Origin of the sequence: Pseudomonas sp. Ga0074129, assembly GCA_001465025.1 — a bacterium.
In the GTDB taxonomy this organism is placed as follows: domain Bacteria; phylum Pseudomonadota; class Gammaproteobacteria; order Pseudomonadales; family Pseudomonadaceae; genus Aquipseudomonas.
Window position 1 is genome coordinate 15,764 of the sequence record LNDO01000113.1, and the last position, 18,122, is coordinate 33,885.

The window sequence follows — 18,122 nt, forward strand, 5'->3', positions numbered from 1 at the left end:
AGGCCGAGGCTTTTGGGGGCGGGAAATTATTACTTGTTCTTCAAACCGTAGCTTTCATCGAGCATGCCCGGCACATCGGCACTTTTCGGCGCGTAGTCCTTGGGCATTTCGTTGTTCTTCGGTGGCGTCAAACGTTCGCGTTTTTCGCTGGCGTCGTCGGTATGCAGGGCCGCCAGTAGGCGTTGACGGGTCAACTCGTCGAGGGCCAGGCGATTGGCACCCTCAGATAGGTGTTCTTGCACGTCCTGATAACTCTGGTTGAGCTTTTTCACCATGCTGGCTGTGGTGTTGAAGTGGCTGACCACTTCACTTTGATAAGCATCAAAGCGCGCCTGCATGTCATCCAGTTGGCGCTGGGTGCGGTTGGGGGCTGCATTGGGTGCTAGGCGGGCAATCAGGAAGCCAATGGCAATGCCAGCGACCAGGGTCATAGCGGGTAGCAACCAGGCGGTGAGCGTCTGTTCCACGAGTCCTTCCTCTCTAAACGGCTTTGCTTTACGTTAACGGCTCGAACCTGCGCTGTATACCGCAATGCAATGCCGAAACGATTACGGTGTTTGTGTGTGCGGCGCAGGCTGTCAGCTAGACGAGTCGACCCACTGCGAGGTCACGGAGTTCCCTGTTGCTCACCCGCGAAACCCCCATCACGATTGCCGGCCCCTGCGGCCAACTCGAAGCCCTCTGGCTGGATACCCCCGACGCCCGTGGCGTTGCGCTGATCTGCCACCCCAATCCGATACAGGGCGGCACCATGCTCAACAAGGTGGTGTCCACCCTGCAACGCACCTGCCGTGACAGTGGCCTGGCCACGTTACGCTTTAACTACCGTGGCGTGGGCGCGAGTGCGGGCAGCCATGACATGGCGATTGGCGAGGTAGATGACGCCGAGGCGGTGGCTCATTGGCTGCGCGAAAAATACCCGACACTGCCGCTGACTTTGCTGGGCTTCTCCTTTGGAGGCTTTGTCGCGGCGGCCTTGGGCGCGCGTCTGGAAGCTCAGGGTATAACGCCCGAAAAGCTGTTTATGCTGGCCCCGGCGGTGCATCGCCTGACGGATGACACGCCAGCGGCCGGCCAGTGCCCGCTGATCCTGATCCAGCCCGAAGACGACGAAGTGATTGATCCGCAGGTGGTCTATCAATGGTCGGCGGCGCTTGGGCGTGCCCATGAACTGCTGAAAGTGGCAGAATGCGGCCACTTTTTTCACGGCAAGCTTACTGACCTCAAAGATCTGCTGCTGCCGCGTCTCTGACCCCGCAGGCCAATAGCGCCTGAGTAGATAAGCGAACGTTATGACCACTCGTATCCTTACCGGCATCACCACCACCGGCACGCCGCACCTGGGCAACTACGCGGGCGCGATTCGCCCGGCCATCGTTGCCAGCCGTGCGGCGGATGCTGATTCGTTCTACTTTTTGGCCGATTACCACGCCCTGATCAAGTGCGATGACCCAGCGCGTATCCAGCGTTCACGCCTGGAAATCGCCGCCACCTGGCTGGCGCTGGGCTTGGATACCGACAAGGCCACCTTCTACCGTCAGTCGGATATTCCAGAGATCCCCGAGCTGTGCTGGCTGCTCACCTGCGTCGCGGGCAAGGGCCTGCTCAACCGCGCCCATGCCTACAAGGCCTCGGTGGACAAGAACGTTGAGCAGGGTGAAGACCCGGATGCCGGTATCACCATGGGCTTGTTCAGCTACCCGGTGCTGATGGCCGCCGACATTCTGATGTTCAACGCACACAAAGTGCCGGTCGGTCGTGACCAGATCCAACACGTGGAAATGGCCCGCGACATTGGCCAGCGCTTCAACCACTTGTTTGGCAACGGTAAAGAGTTGTTCACCCTGCCTGAAGCGGTGATCGAAGAAGACGTGGCCACCTTGCCCGGCCTCGACGGTCGCAAGATGAGCAAAAGCTACCACAACACCATCCCGCTGTTCGGCACTGCCAAGCAACTCAAGGACGCTGTGGCACGTATCGTCACTGACTCGAAGCTGCCGGGTGAAGCCAAGGATGCCGATAGCTCGCACCTGTTCACTCTTTATCAGGCCTTTGCCGCGCCCGCCCAACAGGCTGAGTTTCGCGCCGAACTGGAAAGTGGCTTGGCCTGGGGCGAGGCCAAGAATCGCCTGTATCAGCTGCTGGAAAGTCAGCTGGGCGAGGCTCGCGAGCGTTACAACGCCTTGATCAGCAAGCCGGCTGACCTGGAAGATATCCTGCTGGCCGGTGCCGCCAAAGCGCGTAAAACCGCCACGCCGTTCCTCGGTGAGTTGCGTGAAGCGGTGGGCCTGCGCTCGTTCCGCAGTCAGGCCATCAACACCGCTGGCGAGAAGAAAAAAGCCGGCAAGAGCGCGCGTTTCGTCAGCTTCCGTGACGAAGACGGCAGCTTCCGTTTCCGCCTGCTGGACGCCGCGGGTGAGCAGTTGCTGCTGTCCAAGTCGTTTGCCGATGGCAAGGCAGCAGGCATGGTCAACAAGCGCCTGCAATCCGGCGAAGCGCTGGATGTGCGCGAGCAGGACGGTGCTTTCGGGGTTTGGCTGGACGATGAGTGCGTGGCGCAAAGCCCGGCATTCGCCGACGGCGACGCGCGTGAGGCCGCTATCACGCGCTTGCGCGAGGCGCTGGCACCTCAGGATTAAGGTGTAGGTTGGGTTGAGGAGCAACGCGACGAAGCCCAACGTTGCGTTTTTGTTGGGCTTCGCTGCGCTCAACGCCAACCTACCCGATTGCCAATCCCCCGGGGCGTCGCTAAAGTGACGCCCCCGTTTTACTTGCCCGGCTAACGAATTATGACTCCTCTAGAACGCTACCAGGCTGACCTTAAACGCCCTGATTTCTTCCATGATGCAGCGCAGGAAACAGCGGTACGTCACCTGCAACGCCTGTATGACGACCTGGTCGCCGCCGAGAAGGGCGGTGCCGGCGTGTTCGGCAAGCTGTTCGGCAAAAAGCCGCAGGGGCCGGTCAAGGGCCTGTATTTCTGGGGCGGCGTTGGGCGTGGTAAGACCTACCTCGTCGACACCTTCTTCGATGCACTGCCGTTCGAGCGCAAGGTGCGTACGCACTTCCACCGCTTTATGAAGCGCGTGCATGAAGAAATGCGCACGCTCAAAGGCGAAAAGAACCCGCTGACCATCATCGGCAAGCGTTTTGCCGACGAAGCCAAGGTCATCTGCTTCGACGAGTTTTTCGTCAGCGACATTACTGATGCGATGATCCTCGCCACCCTGATGGAAGAGTTGTTCAAGAACGGCGTCAGCCTGGTTGCGACCTCCAACATCGTGCCTGACGGCTTGTACAAAGATGGTCTGCAGCGTGCACGCTTCCTGCCGGCGATTGCCCTGCTCAAGCAGCACACCGAGATCGTCAACGTCGACAGCGGCATCGATTACCGCCTGCGCGCGCTGGAGCAAGCTGAGCTGTATCACTGGCCGCTGGATGCCGCCGCCGAAGAAAGCCTGCAAAAAAGCTTCAGCAGCCTGCTGCCCGAGCATTGCGCGGTGCAGGAGAACGAGCCGCTGATGATCGAAAATCGCGCCATCACTGCGCGCAAGATCGGTGACGACGTGGCTTGGTTCGACTTCCGCGAACTCTGCGATGGCCCGCGCAGCCAAAACGATTACATCGAGCTGGGCAAGATCTTCCACGCCGTGTTGCTGGCCAACGTCGAGCAGATGAGCACCGCTAAAGATGATATGGCGCGGCGCTTTATCAACTTGGTCGATGAGTTCTACGACCGCAACGTCAAGCTGATCATCTCGGCAGAAGTGGAGCTTAAAGACCTCTACACCGGTGGCCGTCTCAACTTCGAGTTCCAGCGCACCCTGAGTCGCCTGCTGGAAATGCAGTCGCATGAGTTTCTCGCGCGCCCGCACAAGCCCTGATCCAACGCGTTTACGCGTGCATACAAAGCCCGGATTAATCCGGGCTTTGTATTGATGGCCTACTGAAGACAACCGGGCCGTCTGCGCCCAAGCAGGATAAACTCTGCGCCATCGACTTTTCTCTGCGGTTAGCCCTATGACCTTTGCCTCCCTCGGCCTGATCGAGCCTTTGCTGCGTACCCTCGACAGCCTCGACTATAAAACTCCCACTGCCGTACAGGCCCAGGCCATCGTGCCGGTGCTGCAAGGTCGCGACCTAATGGCCGCCGCGCAAACCGGCACCGGTAAAACCGCAGGCTTTGCCCTGCCAGTGCTGCAACGGCTGATGATGGAAGGCCCTCAAGTGGCCAGTAATTCGCTGCGCGCGCTGGTGCTGGTGCCGACCCGTGAGCTGGCTGAGCAAGTACTGCAGAGCTTTCTCACCTACGGCGAGCATCTGCCGCTGCGCAGCTACGCGGTGTATGGCGGGGTAAGCATCAACCCGCAGATGATGAAGTTGCGTAAAGGCGTGGACGTGCTGGTGGCCACCCCTGGGCGCTTGCTCGACCTGTTCCGGCAGAACGCGGTGAAGTTCAATCAGGTGCAAACCCTGGTGCTGGATGAAGCCGACCGTATGCTTGATCTGGGCTTTGCCAACGAGTTGGAAAGCGTGTTCCGCGCACTGCCAAAAAAGCGCCAGACCTTGCTGTTTTCCGCGACCTTCTCCGAAGCCATTCGCAGCATGGCTGGTGAGATGCTCAATGACCCGCTGAGCATCGAAGTCAGCCCACGTAACGCCGCCGCCAAATCGGTCAAGCAATGGCTGATCCCGGTGGACAAAAAACTCAAGACCGAACTCTTCCTGCATCTTTACCAGAGCAAGCGCTGGAGCCAGGCGCTGGTCTTCGTGAAAACCCGCAAGGGCGTCGATGAACTGGAAGCCGAGTTGCAGCGCCACGGCATCAGCGCCGACTCAATCCACGGTGATAAGCCGCAGGCTACCCGTCAGCGTGCGTTGCAGCGTTTCAAGGATGGTGAGATCAAGGTGCTGGTGGCCACCGATGTGGCGGCTCGCGGGCTGGATATCGACGACATGCCGCTGGTGGTCAACTTCGACCTGCCCATCGTGGCCGAAGATTACGTGCACCGTATCGGTCGTACCGGGCGTGCTGGCACCACCGGTCAGGCGGTGTCGCTGGTCTGCGCTGATGAAGTGCAACTGCTCTCGGCCATCGAAACCCTGACGCAACAAGTGCTGCAACGTGTCGACGAGCCCGACTTTATCCCCGACCACCGCGTGCCGCAGACCTTGCCCGGTGGCCAAGTGGTGAAAAAACCGAAGAAAGCCAAAAAGCCCAAAGTGGTGGGCGGCGGCAAAAGCGGCAGCCTAGGGCGCTGGATGGAGGCTGATGAACCGGCCGCGCCGTCGGTCAAGGCCGTGCGCAAGGTGCCGAGTTTTGGCGGCAAAGCGGGTAAGCCCGGTAAGTTTGTTAAGTAATCTCAACCGCAGCCCGGATGCAATCCGGCGGCGTCTTTTGCGCGTATGCGCCGCTCTCAGGCCAATCGCTTAGCGATTGGCCTGCGCCGCTTCCAGTTGTTTCTTGTGGGTGGCGGCGGCGGTCATGTCGTAGATCACCACGCAAATATGCTCCACCGCATCGCCTGCGCCGCCCAGTGGCAGCAGGGTGATGTTTTGGTACATGAATTCTTCCTGGCCGGTGATCGGCTGGTAATTCTTGAAGTGCATCAGGTACGGGTGCTGTTCCCAAAGGCTGAATGCGCGCGTGCCCAGGGCCACCACCGTATCGACTTTGCGTCGCAGCCAGGCTTCGTCAATTTCACTGAACAGGCTGAACAGGGTTTTGCCGTGCACCTCATCCGGGCCCATGCCGGAGTGGTTTTCCATAAAACTGTTCCACACTTCTACCCGGTATTGGCGATCCAACACGATCACGCCGACATCAATGCATTGCACGATATCGAGCAGCCAGTGAACCTCTTTGATGTCGATTTGTGCAGGCATGGCTTAATTCATCAGGTAGTTGAGTTTGTTGGTCAGGCGCTTGATCGAATCTTCGGTAAACAGCAGCAGTAGGTCGAAGTGGATGCTGTGCGCTTCCAGGCTGTAGCTCACTTCAATGGCCAGTGTCTTGCGCCAGCGCCGTTGGTTGAGGTGAATCAGTCGTTCGATAGATGAGTGCTGCCCCAGCAGTTGCGGGTGGCCCTGCGAGAAGCGCACGTCGATCTGCTCGGCGATCCCAGCCAGGCAGGCGCCAGTAAGAATGCTCGCCAGATCCAGGAGCATTTCCGAGGTCTGGGTGTCGTCTTTGGGTTGCCAGCCGAGCAACTTGGCCATGTCGGCGACTTCCGAATCGTGGAACAGCAGCAGGGCTTCACCGGCAATGCCATCCCCAATAAAACCCTGGCACACCGCGCTCAAACGTTCGCCACGCATGGCATCCGTGAGGGTCATGTGCAGTTCACTGACTTCGAAGATATTTACCTGCGGCACCGGCAACTGCACGAACACACCGAGCACTTTGGCCAGCAATGCGGCAGCGCGGCCCATGGCAACGTTGGTGACTTCGCGCAGGGCGTCGCGGAAGTTGACCTTCAGCTCATCTAGCACCGCCGCCTGAGCGACGGCCGTTGGCGTGGCTTTGGGGTCAAACAGACCTAGCTCAAGCAGGGTGCTGCGCAGTGTCTCGGGATCGGCCGGTTTTTTGATAAAGGCCAGCGCGCCCAACTCTTTGACGCGGCGAACGGCTTCATCCTGTACGTCACCCGACACCACCACCACTTTGCAGACCAGGCCTTCGGCACGCATCGCGGCGAGGGTTTCGTAGCCGTCGAGCACCGGCATGGTCAGGTCAAGCAGCATTACCTGGCCTAACCCTTGGCGCAGGGCGGCCAGTGCCTCCTGGCCGTTGGTGGCCTGGCTAATAGTCACCGGCCATTCGGCTGGCAGGGCGCGGATCAACTGCTTACGCGCCATATTCGAGTCGTCACAGACCACTAGTGGAATCACGGCTGGAGATTACCTGTACGCGTGGAAGAACACCGTTCTGGGACGGTTTTTTCCAAGCATAGCCGCTTGAGCTGAGGTGTGCGTGCTTATCTGCCGCTCTGTAGCCAGGTGAGAATGCCCTGTGCGGCGCAGCGGCCGCTGGCAAAGCAGGCGGTCAGCAGGTAGCCGCCGGTTGGGGCTTCCCAGTCGAGCATTTCCCCGGCGCAGAAGGTACCGGGCAGCTGTTTAACCATCAGGTGCGGGTCGAGTTGCGCAAAGGGCACACCACCGGCTGTGCTAATGGCCTCATCCAGCGGGCGCGGGCGGATCAAGCTGATGGGCAAGGCCTTGATCGCCTCTGCCAGTTGCATGGGATCGTTAAAAGCCTCAGCGCTGGCCAATTCACGCAGCAGCGCGGCTTTGACGCCATCGATTCCCGCCTGACGATGCAGGTGTTTGGCCATGGAATGCGCGCCGCGTGGTTTGCTTAGGGCTGTCTGTAATTTGTTCAGCGGCGTCTGCGGCAGCAGATCCAGTTGCACGGTGGCGCTGCCGTGCAGGTTGATCGTTTCGCGAATCGCCGCCGACAGGGCATACACCAAACTGCCCTCGATGCCGCTGGCGGTGAGCACGCATTCGCCCAAGCGGGGCACGCCACCAAGCAGGTTGAGGCTGACATTCTTCAGCGGTGCCCCGGCGAATTTCTCGCGCAGAAACGGGCTCCAGGCGCTGACGTCAAAGCCGCAATTGCTCGCCTGCAATGGCGCTATGGACACCCCGCGCGCTTCCAGCAGGCTGACCCACGCGCCGTCCGAACCCAGTCGCGCCCAGCTCGCACCACCCAGCGCCAGCAGGGTGGCGTCAGCTCGCACCTGAATGTCTCCATTAGCGGTGGCAATGCGCAGTGCACCGTCCGCCTCCCAGCCCAGCCAGCGATGCCGGGTGTGGAGCTGCACGCCCAGTTCGCGCAGGCGTTTGAGCCAGGCGCGCAGCAGCGGTGCGGCTTTCATATCGGTGGGGAACACCCGCCCCGAGGTGCCGACGAAGGTGTCGATACCCAGGCCGTGAATCCAGCTGCGCAGGCCATCGGCATCGAAGTCGTCCAGCCAGGCAGCCACCTGCGTTTGGCGTTCGGCGTAACGGCCAATAAACGCCGGTTTGGCTTCCGCGTGGGTGATATTCATGCCGCCCACACCGGCAAGGAGGAACTTGCGGCCAACTGACGGCATGCCGTCGTAAAGATCGACCTGCACACCGCCCTGGGCCAGCACTTCGGCCGCCATCAGCCCGGCGGGGCCGCCGCCGATAATGGCAACGCGAGAGGCTGGTGGTTGGCGGTTGTCGGTCATGGCGATATCGGGCGGGAATTAAGGGCGTGCATTCTAACTGAGGCGGCGTGCGCCTTGTCATTTGCACCGGCTTCGGGCAGGGTCGTGAGGACAATTTCTGACTGGAGCCCTGTATGTCCAACCTTTACCCCAGCATCGACCCCGACGGCCTGATCGAATACTCAGTGGTCTACACCGACCGCTCCCTCAATCACATGTCGCAGTCGTTTCAGGGCGTGATGAGGGAAATTTCCAGCACCCTGAAGCAGGTTTACAACGCTCATGCCGTGGCCGTGGTGCCCGGTAGCGGCACCTATGGCATGGAGGCCGTGGCGCGCCAGTTGGCCACTGGGCACAAATGCTTGGTGCTGCGCAACGGTTGGTTCAGTTACCGCTGGACGCAGATTTTCGAGATGGGCCAAATTCCGTCTGAATCAATTGTGCTCAAGGCCCGCCCGATCAGTGAAGGCAGCCAAGCCGCTTACGCCCCGCCGCGGCTGGCCGATGTGCTGGCGGTGATCGCCTTGGAAAAACCCAAGGTGGTCTTTGCCCCGCATGTGGAAACTTCCTCAGGCATGATCCTGCCGGACGACTACCTGCGCGCGGTGAGTGATGCCGTGCATGCCGTGGGCGGTTTGTTTGTGCTCGACTGCATTGCCTCCGGCACCCTCTGGGTGGACATGCAAGCGTGCGGCGTGGACGTGCTGATCAGTGCCCCGCAAAAAGGCTGGAGCGCCTCGCCGTGCTGCGCCCTGGTGATGCTCAGCGAAGCCGCCCAGGCCCGCGTCGAAGCGACCCAAAGCACCAGCTTTGCCTGCGACCTGAAAAAGTGGCTGCAGATCATGCAGGCCTACGAACAAGGCGGCCACGCCTACCACGCCACCATGCCCAGCGATGCCCTGGCGCGTTTCCGCGATGCCATGCGCGAGGCCGAAACCATTGGTTTCGCTAAGGTGCGCAGCCAGCAGCAGGAACTTGGTGAGCGTGTGCGCGCCTTGCTCGCCCGTAAAGGCTTCAAAAGCGTCGCCGCCCCCGGTTTTGAAGCCCCCGGTGTGGTGGTGTGCTACACCGACGATGCCAGCATCAAAAACGGCAGCAAATTCGCCGCCCAGGGCCTGCAAATCGCTGCCGGTGTACCGCTGCAGTGCGACGAGCCGGCGGACTTCCAGACCTTCCGCTTGGGGCTATTCGGGCTGGACAAACTGGGCAATATCGACCGCACCGTAGCGACCTTTGAGCAGGCGCTGGAGAAGGTGTTGGCGGGGTAGGACCGGCTTGTAGGATGGGTGGAACTTAGCGATACCCATCACTCTCCTGGCGTTGCAGCGATACCGGCCGATGGGTATCGCTAAGTTCAACGTCATCCTACGGTTATTCCTCAGGCTCGCGAGTGGACTCATCCAAGGTGCTCAGTATGGCGTGCGCCGCTTTGATTCGGGCTGCGTTGGGGTAGTTCTTGTTGGCCAGCATGACCAGGCCGAAGTTCTGGCTGGGAACAAACACCGCGTAGGCGCCGAAGCCGCCGGTTGAGCCGGTTTTATTGAACAGGCTGTCGGCTGGCGCTGTTTCCGGCGGTGCGAGGCGTTTGGCCGGTTGCGACTCCAGGGCCATGGTTGGGGAGTTGCCGGCTTGCAGGCGTTCCAGACTGATCGGATAGGGGTAACGCTCCCAGCCGAGGCCCTGGGTCATCTCGCCGACGCGGTAATAACCGGTGTGGGTGATGGCGATGGCGCGTTGCAGGTCCTCGGTGAGACTGGCCGGATCAAGGTTGGCCTGGACAAAGCGCAGCATGTCCCGGGCGTTGGTTTTCACCCCGTAGGCTTCGGCGTCGAGCATGCCCGGCGTGACCCGCAGCGGCTGGTTGTCCTGGCTATAGCCGTAGGCATAGCGCGGCAACTGCGCAGCGGGCACCTGGATATAGCTGTGCGGCATGCCGAGCGCGGGGAACAGCGTGCCCTCCATCAAGGCGGGGAACGGCTGGCCCATGCTGCGTGCGGTGAGATGGCCGAGCAAGCCAATGCTGGGGTTGGAATATCGCCGATGGCTGCCAGCGGCGTATTCAGACTGCCACTGGCGGTAATAGGCGAGCATGCTGGCCGGGTTGGTCACGGTGTCGGGGAACTGCAGCGGCAGACCGCCGGCGGTGTAGGTGCCGAGGTTGAGTAGGCTTGCGTGTTCCAGCTTGCTGCCTTGCAGCTCGGGCCAGTGCTGGCCGGCGCTGTCGGCGAGGCTCAGCTTGCCGGTGGTATGCGCCAGCGCGGCGAGAGTGGCTGTGAGGGGTTTACTCAGCGAGCCGATTTCAAACAGGGTGTCGCTGCTCACCGGCTGCGGGTCGTCCAGGCGCGCCACGCCATAGTTGAAGTAGTGCGCCTGGCCGTTGTGCGTGATCGCCACGGCCATGCCGGGGATATCGAACTGCGCCATCACCGGGCGGATGATGTCGTCTACCCGTGGCTGCAGTGTGTCGTCGGCGTGTGCGGCAGTGCCGAATGCGAGTGCGGCGAGCAGGGCCGGCAGGGGGCTGAGCGTTGCGTGCATGCGAGGCGAATTCCTGGGTCGTGAAGGTGCGCGATGTGACAGCGCCTGTGGCGCTTTTATCCCAACCCGCGCACTTGCCAGACCTTGGTGGCGCTGTGGTGCAGGATGCCGTGGCGTTTTGCTAACGCGTGGCGATCTTTGTCGTAACCGCCGCCAATCAGCCCGACCACCGGGATGTCGCGGCCCAGGCAGTGGTTGAGCACGGCTTCGTCGCGGGCGGCGATGCCAGCGTCGCTCAGGTTGAGGTAGCCGAGGGCGTCGTGCTGGTGCACGTCGACACCGGCGTCATACAGCACGATATCGGGCTGATACAGGGGCAGCAGGTAATTGAGGGTGTCGTTGACCACCTTCAGGTAGTCGTCATCGCCCATGCCGTTGGGCAGCGGGATATCCCAGTCGCTGGCGGCTTTGCGCGCCGGGTAGTTCTTTTCGCAGTGCAGTGAAATGGTGATCGCCTCAGGGGTGTTTTCCAGCAGGCGCGCGGTGCCGTCGCCCTGGTGCACGTCGCAGTCGAAGATCAGCACACGCTGGGCTTTGCCGCTGGCCAACAGGTACTGACTAATCACCGCTAGGTCATTGAAGATGCAAAAGCCGGCCGGGTGATCGTAGTGCGCGTGGTGGGTGCCGCCGGCCAGGTGGCAGGCCAGGCCGTGTTGCAGCGCCTGCTCAGCGGCCAGCAACGAGCCGCCCACAGCACGCACGGTGCGCTGGGCCAGGGCGGCACTCCACGGCAAGCCGAGGCGACGCTGCTCTTCATAGGCCAGTTCGCCGCTGGCAAAGCGCTGGATATAGGCCGGGCAATGCGCCAAAGCCAGCACCTCGGCGGGGCATAAATCCGGGCGCAGCAGGCTGGTTTCGGTGCACAGGTCGCTGTCCACCAGGTGATCGCGCAGCAGGCGAAATTTCTCCATGGGGAAGCGGTGGCTGGCCGGGAAGGGCGGGCTGTAATCGTCGTGGTAGACCAGCGGCAGGCGCATGGGGCTGAGCTCAAACGGGGGTGACCGCAGTATGGCCAGCAGCCCGGCTTGCCTCAAGTCCGTAGGCCACGTGGCCGGAATGCTGCCATTATTGTCCACATCCATCGTTCGGATGGGTCGACAAAGCCGGGCGAAGCCTTTACCATCTCGCCCCCAGCGTTAACCGGAGAGCATGCATGAGTCAGGTGTTGAGTGAGTTGGTCGCCCTGCTGACCCTGGAAACCATCGAAGAAAATCTGTTTCGTGGCGTCAGCCAGGACCTCGGCTTTCGCCAGTTATTCGGCGGTCAGGTGCTCGGTCAATGCGTTTCAGCGGCCAGCCAGACGGTTGAGCCTGAGCGCCATGTGCACTCCATGCATGGCTATTTTTTACGCCCTGGCGATGCGGCATTGCCGGTGGTGTATCAGGTCGATCGCGTGCGCGACGGTGGCAGTTTCAGCACGCGGCGGGTGACGGCGATCCAGAAGGGCAAGCCGATCTTTACCTGCAGCGCCTCGTTCCAGTTCGATGAAGAAGGCTTTCATCACCAGAATCCGATGCCGGATGTGCCGGGGCCGGATGAGCTGAAATCGGAAACCGAGCTGGCCCGTTTGGTGGTCAATGCCTTGCCCGAGCGCATGCGTGAGCGGGCGATTAGCGATAAGCCGATTGAAATTCGGCCGGTGACCCTGAGCAATCCGTTCGCGCCCAAGCCGTGCGACCCGGTCAAGCATGTGTGGTTTCGCGCGGCGGGTGAGTTGCCGGATGAGCCGCAACTGCACAAGTTGCTGCTGGCCTACGCCAGCGATTTCAATTTGTTGACCACCTCGATGCTGCCGCATGGCGTGTCGGTGTGGCAGAAGTTTATGCAGGTCGCCAGCCTCGACCATTCGCTGTGGTTCCACTCTGACCTGCGCATGGACGACTGGCTGCTGTACAGCATGGACAGCCCCTGGGCCGGTAACGCCCGTGGTTTTGCCCGTGGCAGCATCTTCAATCGTCAAGGCCAGTTAGTGGCCTCGGTGGCGCAGGAGGGCTTGACCCGCGTGCGCGAGGACTGGAAATGAGCCTGAGCGCGGCCCGCCATTGGGTGTTCGACATGGACGGCACCCTGACCCTGGCGGTGCATGATTTCGAGGCCATCAAGCGGGCGCTGGATATTCCCTTGGCGGAGGACATCCTCGGCCATCTGGCGTCGCTGCCAGAGGCGGTGGCCGCCGCCAAACATGCCTGGTTGCTGGAGCACGAGCGCGAACTGGCACTGGCTTCACAACCGGCACCGGGTGCGATTGAGCTGGTGCGGGAACTGCGCGAGCGTGGTTGCCGTTTGGGCATCCTGACCCGCAATGCCCATGAGTTGGCGCTGTTGACCTTGCGCGCGATTGGGCTGGATGACTGTTTTGCCGTGCCTGATGTGATCGGCCGCGATGAAGCGCCGCCAAAACCGGATCCGGGCGGCCTGCTGCATTTCGCCAGAACCTGGCAGGTCGCGCCGAGTGAGTTGGTCATGGTCGGTGATTACCGCTTTGACCTGGAATGCGCCCGCGCTGCCGGGGCGCGCAGCGTGCTGGTCAACCTGCCGGAAAACCCTTGGCCGGAATTGGTTGATCATTTCGCCTTGGATTGCCGGGCGTTGCAGCAGGCGTTGTAGGGCAGATGCACTCATATAGCCTGGATAAGCGCGGTGCAATCCGGGAATCCGGTTTTATTGCCACAATCGATACCCCGGATTGCATCCGGGCTACGGTTAATCGCTGCGGTTGTAGGGTGAGTCGGGGCGCGTAGTTGACGCTCTTTTCATCGACCATAGGACCGCAAAGGGTGGATGGCTGAAGCGTCATCCACCCTACGCGTGATCTGCCTTATGGCTACAACCTGATTCCAAGTCTTTGAGGATCGGGCAGTCCGGGCGGTCGTTGCCCTGGCAGCTTTCCATCAAGTCTCTGAGCGTGTCGCGCAGGCCGCTGAGTTCACTGATTTTGTGCTCCAGTTCGCGGATGTGTGCGGCGGCCAGGGCTTTGACGTCGGCGCTGGCGCGTTGACGGTCTTGCCATAAGGCCAACAGTTGGCTGATTTCGGCCAGGGAAAAACCCAGGTCGCGTGAGCGTTTGATAAACGCTAAACGGTGCAGGTCTGGTGCGCTGTACAGGCGATAGCCGCTGTCGCTGCGCCCGGCGGCAGGCAGCAGGTCGATGCTTTCGTAGTAGCGAATCATCTTGGCGCTCAGGCCGGTTTTCTTGGCGGCTTGGCCGATATTCATCAGGTTCTCCACGCGCTGTGGTGAGGTCGGGGTTTTAATCCTGTCTAGGTAGCCCGGATGCAATCCGGGGAAATTCGCACTCTGGCCAATCTCTCCCGGATTTCATCCGGGCTACGGGTTTTCCGAACGCTTCGGCTTCCAGGTTTTCAGCAGCAGAGCATTGCTCACTACGCTGACGCTGGACAGCGCCATGGCCGCCCCCGCGAGCATGGGGTTGAGCAGGCCGGCGGCGGCCAGCGGTATGCCGATCAGGTTATAGGCGAAGGCCCAAAACAGGTTTTGCCGAATCTTGTTGTAGGTGCGCCGACTAATATCCAACGCATCGGCTACCAGGCGTGGGTCGCCGTGCATCAGGGTGATACCGGCGGCGTGCATGGCCACGTCAGTGCCGCTGCCCATGGCAATACCAACATCGGCCGCCGCCAGGGCTGGCGCATCGTTGATGCCGTCACCGACCATGGCCACCACGCCATCCTTCCTCATTGCGTTGATGATCGCGGCTTTGTCTGCCGGCAGCACGTTGGCATGTGCGGCGCTGATGCCTAGGGCGTCGGCCACGGCTTGCACGCTGCCATGGTTGTCACCGCTGATCAGGTGGCTGTCGATGCCTTGCGCAGTCAATGCGGCGATGGCCTGCGCCGCTCCGGGCTTGAGCGTGTCGCCAAAGGCGAACAGGCCCAATACCCGTGGCTGCGGTGCCAGCACCAGTAGCCACGACAGAGTGCGACCTTCGGCCTCCCAGGCCAAGGCGTCGGCGGCCAGTTCAGTTGCCGGTAAGCCCTGTTCATCCAGTAAGCGCTGGTTGCCCAGCGCCAGTTGCCGTTCACCCATCTGTCCGGCAATCCCGCGCCCGGCCAGTGCTTTGCTGTGGCTGACCTCGGCGAGGGTCAAATGCTGTTCGGCGCAGCGGTCGAGCACGGCTTTGGCCAGCGAATGCTCGCTGCCGCGTTGCAGGGCACCGGCCAACTGCAGCAATTGAGCGTCGTCGCCGTCGACTGCGCGCAGGTGAGCAATGCGTGGGCTGCCGGCGGTCAGGGTGCCAGTCTTGTCGAAGGCCACTTGGGTAACGGCATGGGCGACTTCAAGCGCTTCGGCGTCCTTGATCAGAATGCCGTGGCGCGCCGCCACGCCGGTGCCGGCCATTATCGCGGTGGGCGTCGCCAAACCAAGCGCGCAGGGACAGGCGATCACCAGCACCGCCACGGCGTTGAGCAGCGCGGTTTCGATCCCCGCGCCATACAACAACCAGCCGCTCAGCGTGGCGAGGGCAATCAGCAGTACGCTGGGGACGAAAATCTGGCTGACTTTATCCACCAGCTTCTGGATCGGGGCTTTCGCTGCTTGGGCCTCTTCGACCAGGCGGATAATGCGCGACAGCACGGTCTCGGCACCCAGCGCCGTGGTTTCGATCAGCAGGCGGCCCTCGCCGTTGATGGCCCCGGCCGTTACGCGGTCACCGGGCTGTTTGGGTTGCGGCAGGCTTTCACCGCTGATCAGCGCTTCATCGGCGTGGCTCTGGCCTTCAATCACCTGGCCATCGACCGGGAAGCGTTCGCCGGGCTTGACCACAACACGGTCGCCCAGCTTTAACTCAGCCAGGCTGACCCATTGCTCAGCGCCCTCTTGCAGGCGTAACGCCCGCTCCGGGCGCAAAGCCTGCAAGGCACGGATGGCGCTGCTGGTTTGCCGTTTGGCGCGGCTTTCCAGGTATTTGCCCAGCAGAATCAAGGTGATGATCACCGCCGAGGCTTCGAAATACAGGTGCGGCATGCTGCCTGCTGGCGTCACGGCCCATTGATACAGGCTCAGGCCAAATGCGGCGCTGGTGCCGATGGCCACCAGCTGATCCATATTGCCGGCGCGGGCGCGCAGGGCGCTCCAGGCGGCGCGGTAAAAACGTGCGCCGACGATAAATTGCACCGGCGCTGCCAAGGCAAACTGCGCCCAAGCTGGAAGCATCCAATGCAGGCCAAAGGGCTCAGCGAGCATGGGCACGACCAGCGGTAGGGTCAGCATAATGGCCAGCAGCAAGATCCAGCGTTCGTGACGCAATGCAGTGGCGGCGGTCTTCTCGGCGGTGCGTGGGTCACTGATCAGGCTGGCTTTGTAATCCGCGCGATTCACCGCCTGCAAAAGCGGTTGTGTGTCGCTGCCGCGCAGCATGTGCAGGTGTGCCCGTTCGCTGGCGAAGTTTACGCTCACGGCTAATACGCCAGTTTGTTGGGCCAGAACCCGTTCGATGCGCCCGGCGCAACTGCTGCACGTCATGCCGCTCAGGGCCAAGTCCAGTTGCTCGCTGGGCACCTCATAACCGGCTTGAGTAACAGCCTCAACCAGTTGCTGCATATGGCCTGTCGGCGCTTCGATACGGGCGCGCTCACTGGCCAGGTTGATGCTGACGTTTGCGACGCCCGCCACCTTGCTCAATGCGCGCTCAACCCGTCCGACACAACTGGCGCAGGTCATGCCGCTGATCGGCAGGTCATAGGTAATGAGCGAGGTCATAAGAGGTGCTCCATCAAGTGAGCTAACAGCATCAACCTTGCCACCTTGGTAAGGTCAAGCAGTGTTTGGTCGCACGCATATGACACTGACTGAGGCTTAAAATCTCGGCCGCGCACCAAATGAAGAGCGCGCGCCAAGATTGGTCAGGATGTGCTTTTCCGGTGATTGGCCAGGCGCTCAAGGGCTGCGCGCAGCTTGGGATCGCTGATGCCTTCAGCGGTGGCCTGAATGTTTTCCGCGGCCGAATCCGACAGGTTGATTGTGCGACCCGGCGCACGCCTTTCGGCAGTCGGAGGTTGCACCTTGAACAGGATCTTCGTTAAGGTCGCGAACTCTTCAAGGTTCTGCAGCTGTTTCAGCAGTCTTTTTTGCTGATAGCGCAGGCGGGTGGCCCAGTGGCCATCAGTGATTACCAGCAGCAGGCAACCCTCGCGCCATGAAGCAACATGGCAGTGCTCGCGGGCGGCAGGCTGCAATTGGCTCTCTAGCAGGTGCTGCAAGCGATCAATACGTTGCGCTTGATTGAACAGCGCCTTTAGGGGTTTCGCCTCGCGCATCAGTGCGGCGGGAGCCCGAGCCGGCAAAGGACGAAAAGTCATGGCAGGACGCCTGAATAAGTGAAGCCGCCATGGTAGCAGAGTCGCTGCCAACTTCCGGGCTTCACCACAAGGGAACGCTCATGCAGATTATTTTGCTCAGTCGGCACCACGGTGCTGCTCGCTCTATTAGCTTGGATTTGCGCTGGATTGTGCTGTCACTGTTGATCGTGATGGCCGCGGCACTGTCTGGCGGTGTAGCGGTCGGCGCATGGTGGGCACCTGCCACCGTTGTTGTCCCAGACGAGCAGCAGTTAAACCTGGCATTGGATCAACAGCGTGCTGAAGTGGGTGAAGTGCGGCGCGATGCTCAATTGCAACTGGATGCGTTTGCCGTGCATGTGGCCGAACTGCAAGCGCGCCTGACGCGCCTGGATGCTTTGGGTGCGCGCTTAACCGAACTGGCTGATCTGGACGCCAGCGAGTTCGATTTCTCCCTCAATGTCGGCCAGGGCGGTGCAGAAGACGCCATGGGCGATGCTGCCTACGCACCACCGCCCTTTATGGATGAATTGGATAAGCTGAGCGTGCGCCTGGACAGCCGTGAGCAATTGCTCGAAGTGCTGGAGCAGATGATCGGTGAGCGTCAGTTGAGTGAGGGCGAATACCTTTCCGGCATGCCGGTACGTCAAGGCTATATGTCTTCGCCGTTCGGTCGTCGTGTGCACCCGCTCACTGGCCGTAATACCCAGCACAAGGGTGTCGACTTTGCCGCTAAACCGGGCAGCGATGTTGTTGCGGTGGCCGCAGGCGTAGTGAGCTTCTCGGGTATGAGGTCCGGTTACGGGCATACCGTTGAAATCAGCCACGCGGATGGCTACACCACCTTGTACGCGCACAACCAGAGTAACGTGGTGCACATTGGTGACCTTGTGCAGCGTGGGCAGACCATAGCCAAGGTTGGGCGCAGTGGTCGCGCCAGTGGTTATCACGTGCATTTTGAGGTCACCAAAGGTGGCCGTTTGGTCAATCCAGCCAGCTATATCGCTCGTGTTGGCGAGGACGAATAACGTAGCTTTCCTCATTCGCGTTTCCGGGTAGAATGCCCGCTTCGCACGCAGCCATGAGG

Annotated in this window: 17 protein-coding genes; 8 read left to right on the plus strand and 9 right to left on the minus strand. The window is 61.3% G+C overall.

Annotated features, from left to right (window positions below; translation table 11 throughout):
- Nucleotides 1-29 precede the first annotated feature (29 nt).
- A complete protein-coding gene (locus tag AUK77_RS17750; RefSeq protein WP_296132428.1) occupies nt 30-467 on the minus strand; it encodes a DUF1043 family protein in 438 nt (145 codons plus the stop codon).
- A 155-nt stretch (nt 468-622) separates the two neighbouring features.
- On the opposite strand from AUK77_RS17750, the gene AUK77_RS17755 reads away from it, so the two are divergent.
- The 4 genes from AUK77_RS17755 to AUK77_RS17770 all read left to right on the plus strand — a co-directional run bounded on the left by AUK77_RS17755 (nt 623) and on the right by AUK77_RS17770 (nt 5,361).
- The gene (locus AUK77_RS17755) at nt 623-1,252 is read left to right on the plus strand and encodes an alpha/beta fold hydrolase (protein ID WP_296132431.1); all 630 of its coding nucleotides are present in this window, start codon (nt 623-625) and stop codon (nt 1,250-1,252) included.
- 40 nt (nt 1,253-1,292) lie between these two features.
- A complete protein-coding gene (locus AUK77_RS17760) occupies nt 1,293-2,639 on the plus strand; it encodes a tryptophan--tRNA ligase (protein ID WP_296132434.1) in 1,347 nt (448 codons plus the stop codon).
- A gap of 150 nt (nt 2,640-2,789) precedes the next feature.
- Complete coding sequence (gene zapE / locus AUK77_RS17765) at nt 2,790-3,884, plus strand: cell division protein ZapE (RefSeq protein WP_296132436.1); 1,095 nt, start codon at nt 2,790-2,792, stop codon at nt 3,882-3,884.
- A 136-nt stretch (nt 3,885-4,020) separates the two neighbouring features.
- Nucleotides 4,021-5,361 (plus strand): DEAD/DEAH box helicase, encoded by a 1,341-nt coding sequence (locus AUK77_RS17770; protein ID WP_296132438.1) that lies wholly within the window; start codon nt 4,021-4,023, stop codon nt 5,359-5,361.
- 69 nt (nt 5,362-5,430) lie between these two features.
- On the opposite strand, the gene AUK77_RS17775 is transcribed toward AUK77_RS17770, so the two are convergent.
- The 3 genes from AUK77_RS17775 to AUK77_RS17785 all read right to left on the minus strand — a co-directional run bounded on the left by AUK77_RS17775 (nt 5,431) and on the right by AUK77_RS17785 (nt 8,219).
- Nucleotides 5,431-5,886 carry a PAS domain-containing protein gene (locus AUK77_RS17775; protein ID WP_296132440.1) on the minus strand — a complete coding sequence of 152 codons (456 nt, stop codon included), beginning with the start codon at nt 5,884-5,886 and terminating at the stop codon, nt 5,431-5,433.
- A 3-nt stretch (nt 5,887-5,889) separates the two neighbouring features.
- Nucleotides 5,890-6,891 carry a response regulator gene (locus AUK77_RS17780; protein ID WP_296132443.1) on the minus strand — a complete coding sequence of 334 codons (1,002 nt, stop codon included), beginning with the start codon at nt 6,889-6,891 and terminating at the stop codon, nt 5,890-5,892.
- A gap of 86 nt (nt 6,892-6,977) precedes the next feature.
- Nucleotides 6,978-8,219 carry a TIGR03862 family flavoprotein gene (locus AUK77_RS17785; protein ID WP_296132444.1) on the minus strand — a complete coding sequence of 414 codons (1,242 nt, stop codon included), beginning with the start codon at nt 8,217-8,219 and terminating at the stop codon, nt 6,978-6,980.
- A gap of 113 nt (nt 8,220-8,332) precedes the next feature.
- On the opposite strand from AUK77_RS17785, the gene AUK77_RS17790 reads away from it, so the two are divergent.
- Complete coding sequence (locus tag AUK77_RS17790; protein WP_296132446.1) at nt 8,333-9,466, plus strand: aminotransferase class V-fold PLP-dependent enzyme; 1,134 nt, start codon at nt 8,333-8,335, stop codon at nt 9,464-9,466.
- A gap of 103 nt (nt 9,467-9,569) precedes the next feature.
- On the opposite strand, the gene ampC is transcribed toward AUK77_RS17790, so the two are convergent.
- Together ampC and AUK77_RS17800 are read right to left on the minus strand one after the other, a co-directional pair.
- On the minus strand, nt 9,570-10,736 hold the full coding sequence (gene ampC, locus AUK77_RS17795) for a class C beta-lactamase (protein WP_296132448.1): 1,167 nt from the start codon (nt 10,734-10,736) through the stop codon (nt 9,570-9,572).
- 56 nt (nt 10,737-10,792) lie between these two features.
- Nucleotides 10,793-11,713, minus strand: coding sequence for a histone deacetylase (locus AUK77_RS17800; RefSeq protein WP_296132450.1), 921 nt, complete (start codon nt 11,711-11,713; stop codon nt 10,793-10,795).
- 176 nt (nt 11,714-11,889) lie between these two features.
- Here AUK77_RS17800 and tesB point away from each other — a divergent pair, with 176 nt between their 5' ends.
- A complete protein-coding gene (gene tesB, locus AUK77_RS17805) occupies nt 11,890-12,759 on the plus strand; it encodes an acyl-CoA thioesterase II (protein ID WP_296132452.1) in 870 nt (289 codons plus the stop codon).
- Entirely contained in the window at nt 12,756-13,343 is a 588-nt protein-coding gene (locus AUK77_RS17810) for an HAD family hydrolase (RefSeq protein WP_296132455.1), read from the plus strand. The genes tesB and AUK77_RS17810 overlap by 4 nt, the downstream gene beginning before the upstream one ends.
- 195 nt (nt 13,344-13,538) lie before the next feature.
- Here the strand turns inward: AUK77_RS17810 and cueR are convergent, their stop codons facing one another.
- From cueR to AUK77_RS17825, 3 genes are all read right to left on the minus strand, one after another.
- Complete coding sequence (gene cueR / locus AUK77_RS17815; protein WP_296132457.1) at nt 13,539-13,952, minus strand: Cu(I)-responsive transcriptional regulator; 414 nt, start codon at nt 13,950-13,952, stop codon at nt 13,539-13,541.
- 111 nt (nt 13,953-14,063) lie between these two features.
- Nucleotides 14,064-16,457, minus strand: coding sequence for a heavy metal translocating P-type ATPase (locus AUK77_RS17820; protein ID WP_296132460.1), 2,394 nt, complete (start codon nt 16,455-16,457; stop codon nt 14,064-14,066).
- 143 nt (nt 16,458-16,600) lie between these two features.
- Nucleotides 16,601-17,056, minus strand: a complete 456-nt coding sequence (locus AUK77_RS17825; RefSeq protein ID WP_296132521.1) for a DciA family protein — start codon at nt 17,054-17,056, stop codon at nt 16,601-16,603.
- 80 nt (nt 17,057-17,136) lie between these two features.
- Here AUK77_RS17825 and AUK77_RS17830 point away from each other — a divergent pair, with 80 nt between their 5' ends.
- Nucleotides 17,137-18,063, plus strand: a complete 927-nt coding sequence (locus AUK77_RS17830; protein ID WP_296132463.1) for a M23 family metallopeptidase — start codon at nt 17,137-17,139, stop codon at nt 18,061-18,063.
- Nucleotides 18,064-18,122 lie beyond the last annotated feature (59 nt).

Excerpts from the sequence above, each read along its gene's own strand:
- AUK77_RS17800 (WP_296132450.1), bottom strand. The coding sequence starts at position 11,713 with ATGCGCCTGCCGCTGGTCTACCACGACGATTACAGCCCGCCCTTCCCG.
- AUK77_RS17760 (WP_296132434.1), top strand. The coding sequence starts at position 1,293 with ATGACCACTCGTATCCTTACCGGCATCACCACCACCGGCACGCCGCAC.
- ampC (WP_296132448.1), bottom strand. The coding sequence starts at position 10,736 with ATGCACGCAACGCTCAGCCCCCTGCCGGCCCTGCTCGCCGCACTCGCA.
- zapE (WP_296132436.1), top strand. The coding sequence starts at position 2,790 with ATGACTCCTCTAGAACGCTACCAGGCTGACCTTAAACGCCCTGATTTC.
- AUK77_RS17830 (WP_296132463.1), top strand. The coding sequence starts at position 17,137 with ATGCAGATTATTTTGCTCAGTCGGCACCACGGTGCTGCTCGCTCTATT.
- AUK77_RS17810 (WP_296132455.1), top strand. The coding sequence starts at position 12,756 with ATGAGCCTGAGCGCGGCCCGCCATTGGGTGTTCGACATGGACGGCACC.
- AUK77_RS17825 (WP_296132521.1), bottom strand. The coding sequence starts at position 17,056 with ATGACTTTTCGTCCTTTGCCGGCTCGGGCTCCCGCCGCACTGATGCGC.
- AUK77_RS17790 (WP_296132446.1), top strand. The coding sequence starts at position 8,333 with ATGTCCAACCTTTACCCCAGCATCGACCCCGACGGCCTGATCGAATAC.
- tesB (WP_296132452.1), top strand. The coding sequence starts at position 11,890 with ATGAGTCAGGTGTTGAGTGAGTTGGTCGCCCTGCTGACCCTGGAAACC.
- AUK77_RS17820 (WP_296132460.1), bottom strand. The coding sequence starts at position 16,457 with ATGACCTCGCTCATTACCTATGACCTGCCGATCAGCGGCATGACCTGC.
- AUK77_RS17770 (WP_296132438.1), top strand. The coding sequence starts at position 4,021 with ATGACCTTTGCCTCCCTCGGCCTGATCGAGCCTTTGCTGCGTACCCTC.
- AUK77_RS17785 (WP_296132444.1), bottom strand. The coding sequence starts at position 8,219 with ATGACCGACAACCGCCAACCACCAGCCTCTCGCGTTGCCATTATCGGC.
- AUK77_RS17775 (WP_296132440.1), bottom strand. The coding sequence starts at position 5,886 with ATGCCTGCACAAATCGACATCAAAGAGGTTCACTGGCTGCTCGATATC.
- cueR (WP_296132457.1), bottom strand. The coding sequence starts at position 13,952 with ATGAATATCGGCCAAGCCGCCAAGAAAACCGGCCTGAGCGCCAAGATG.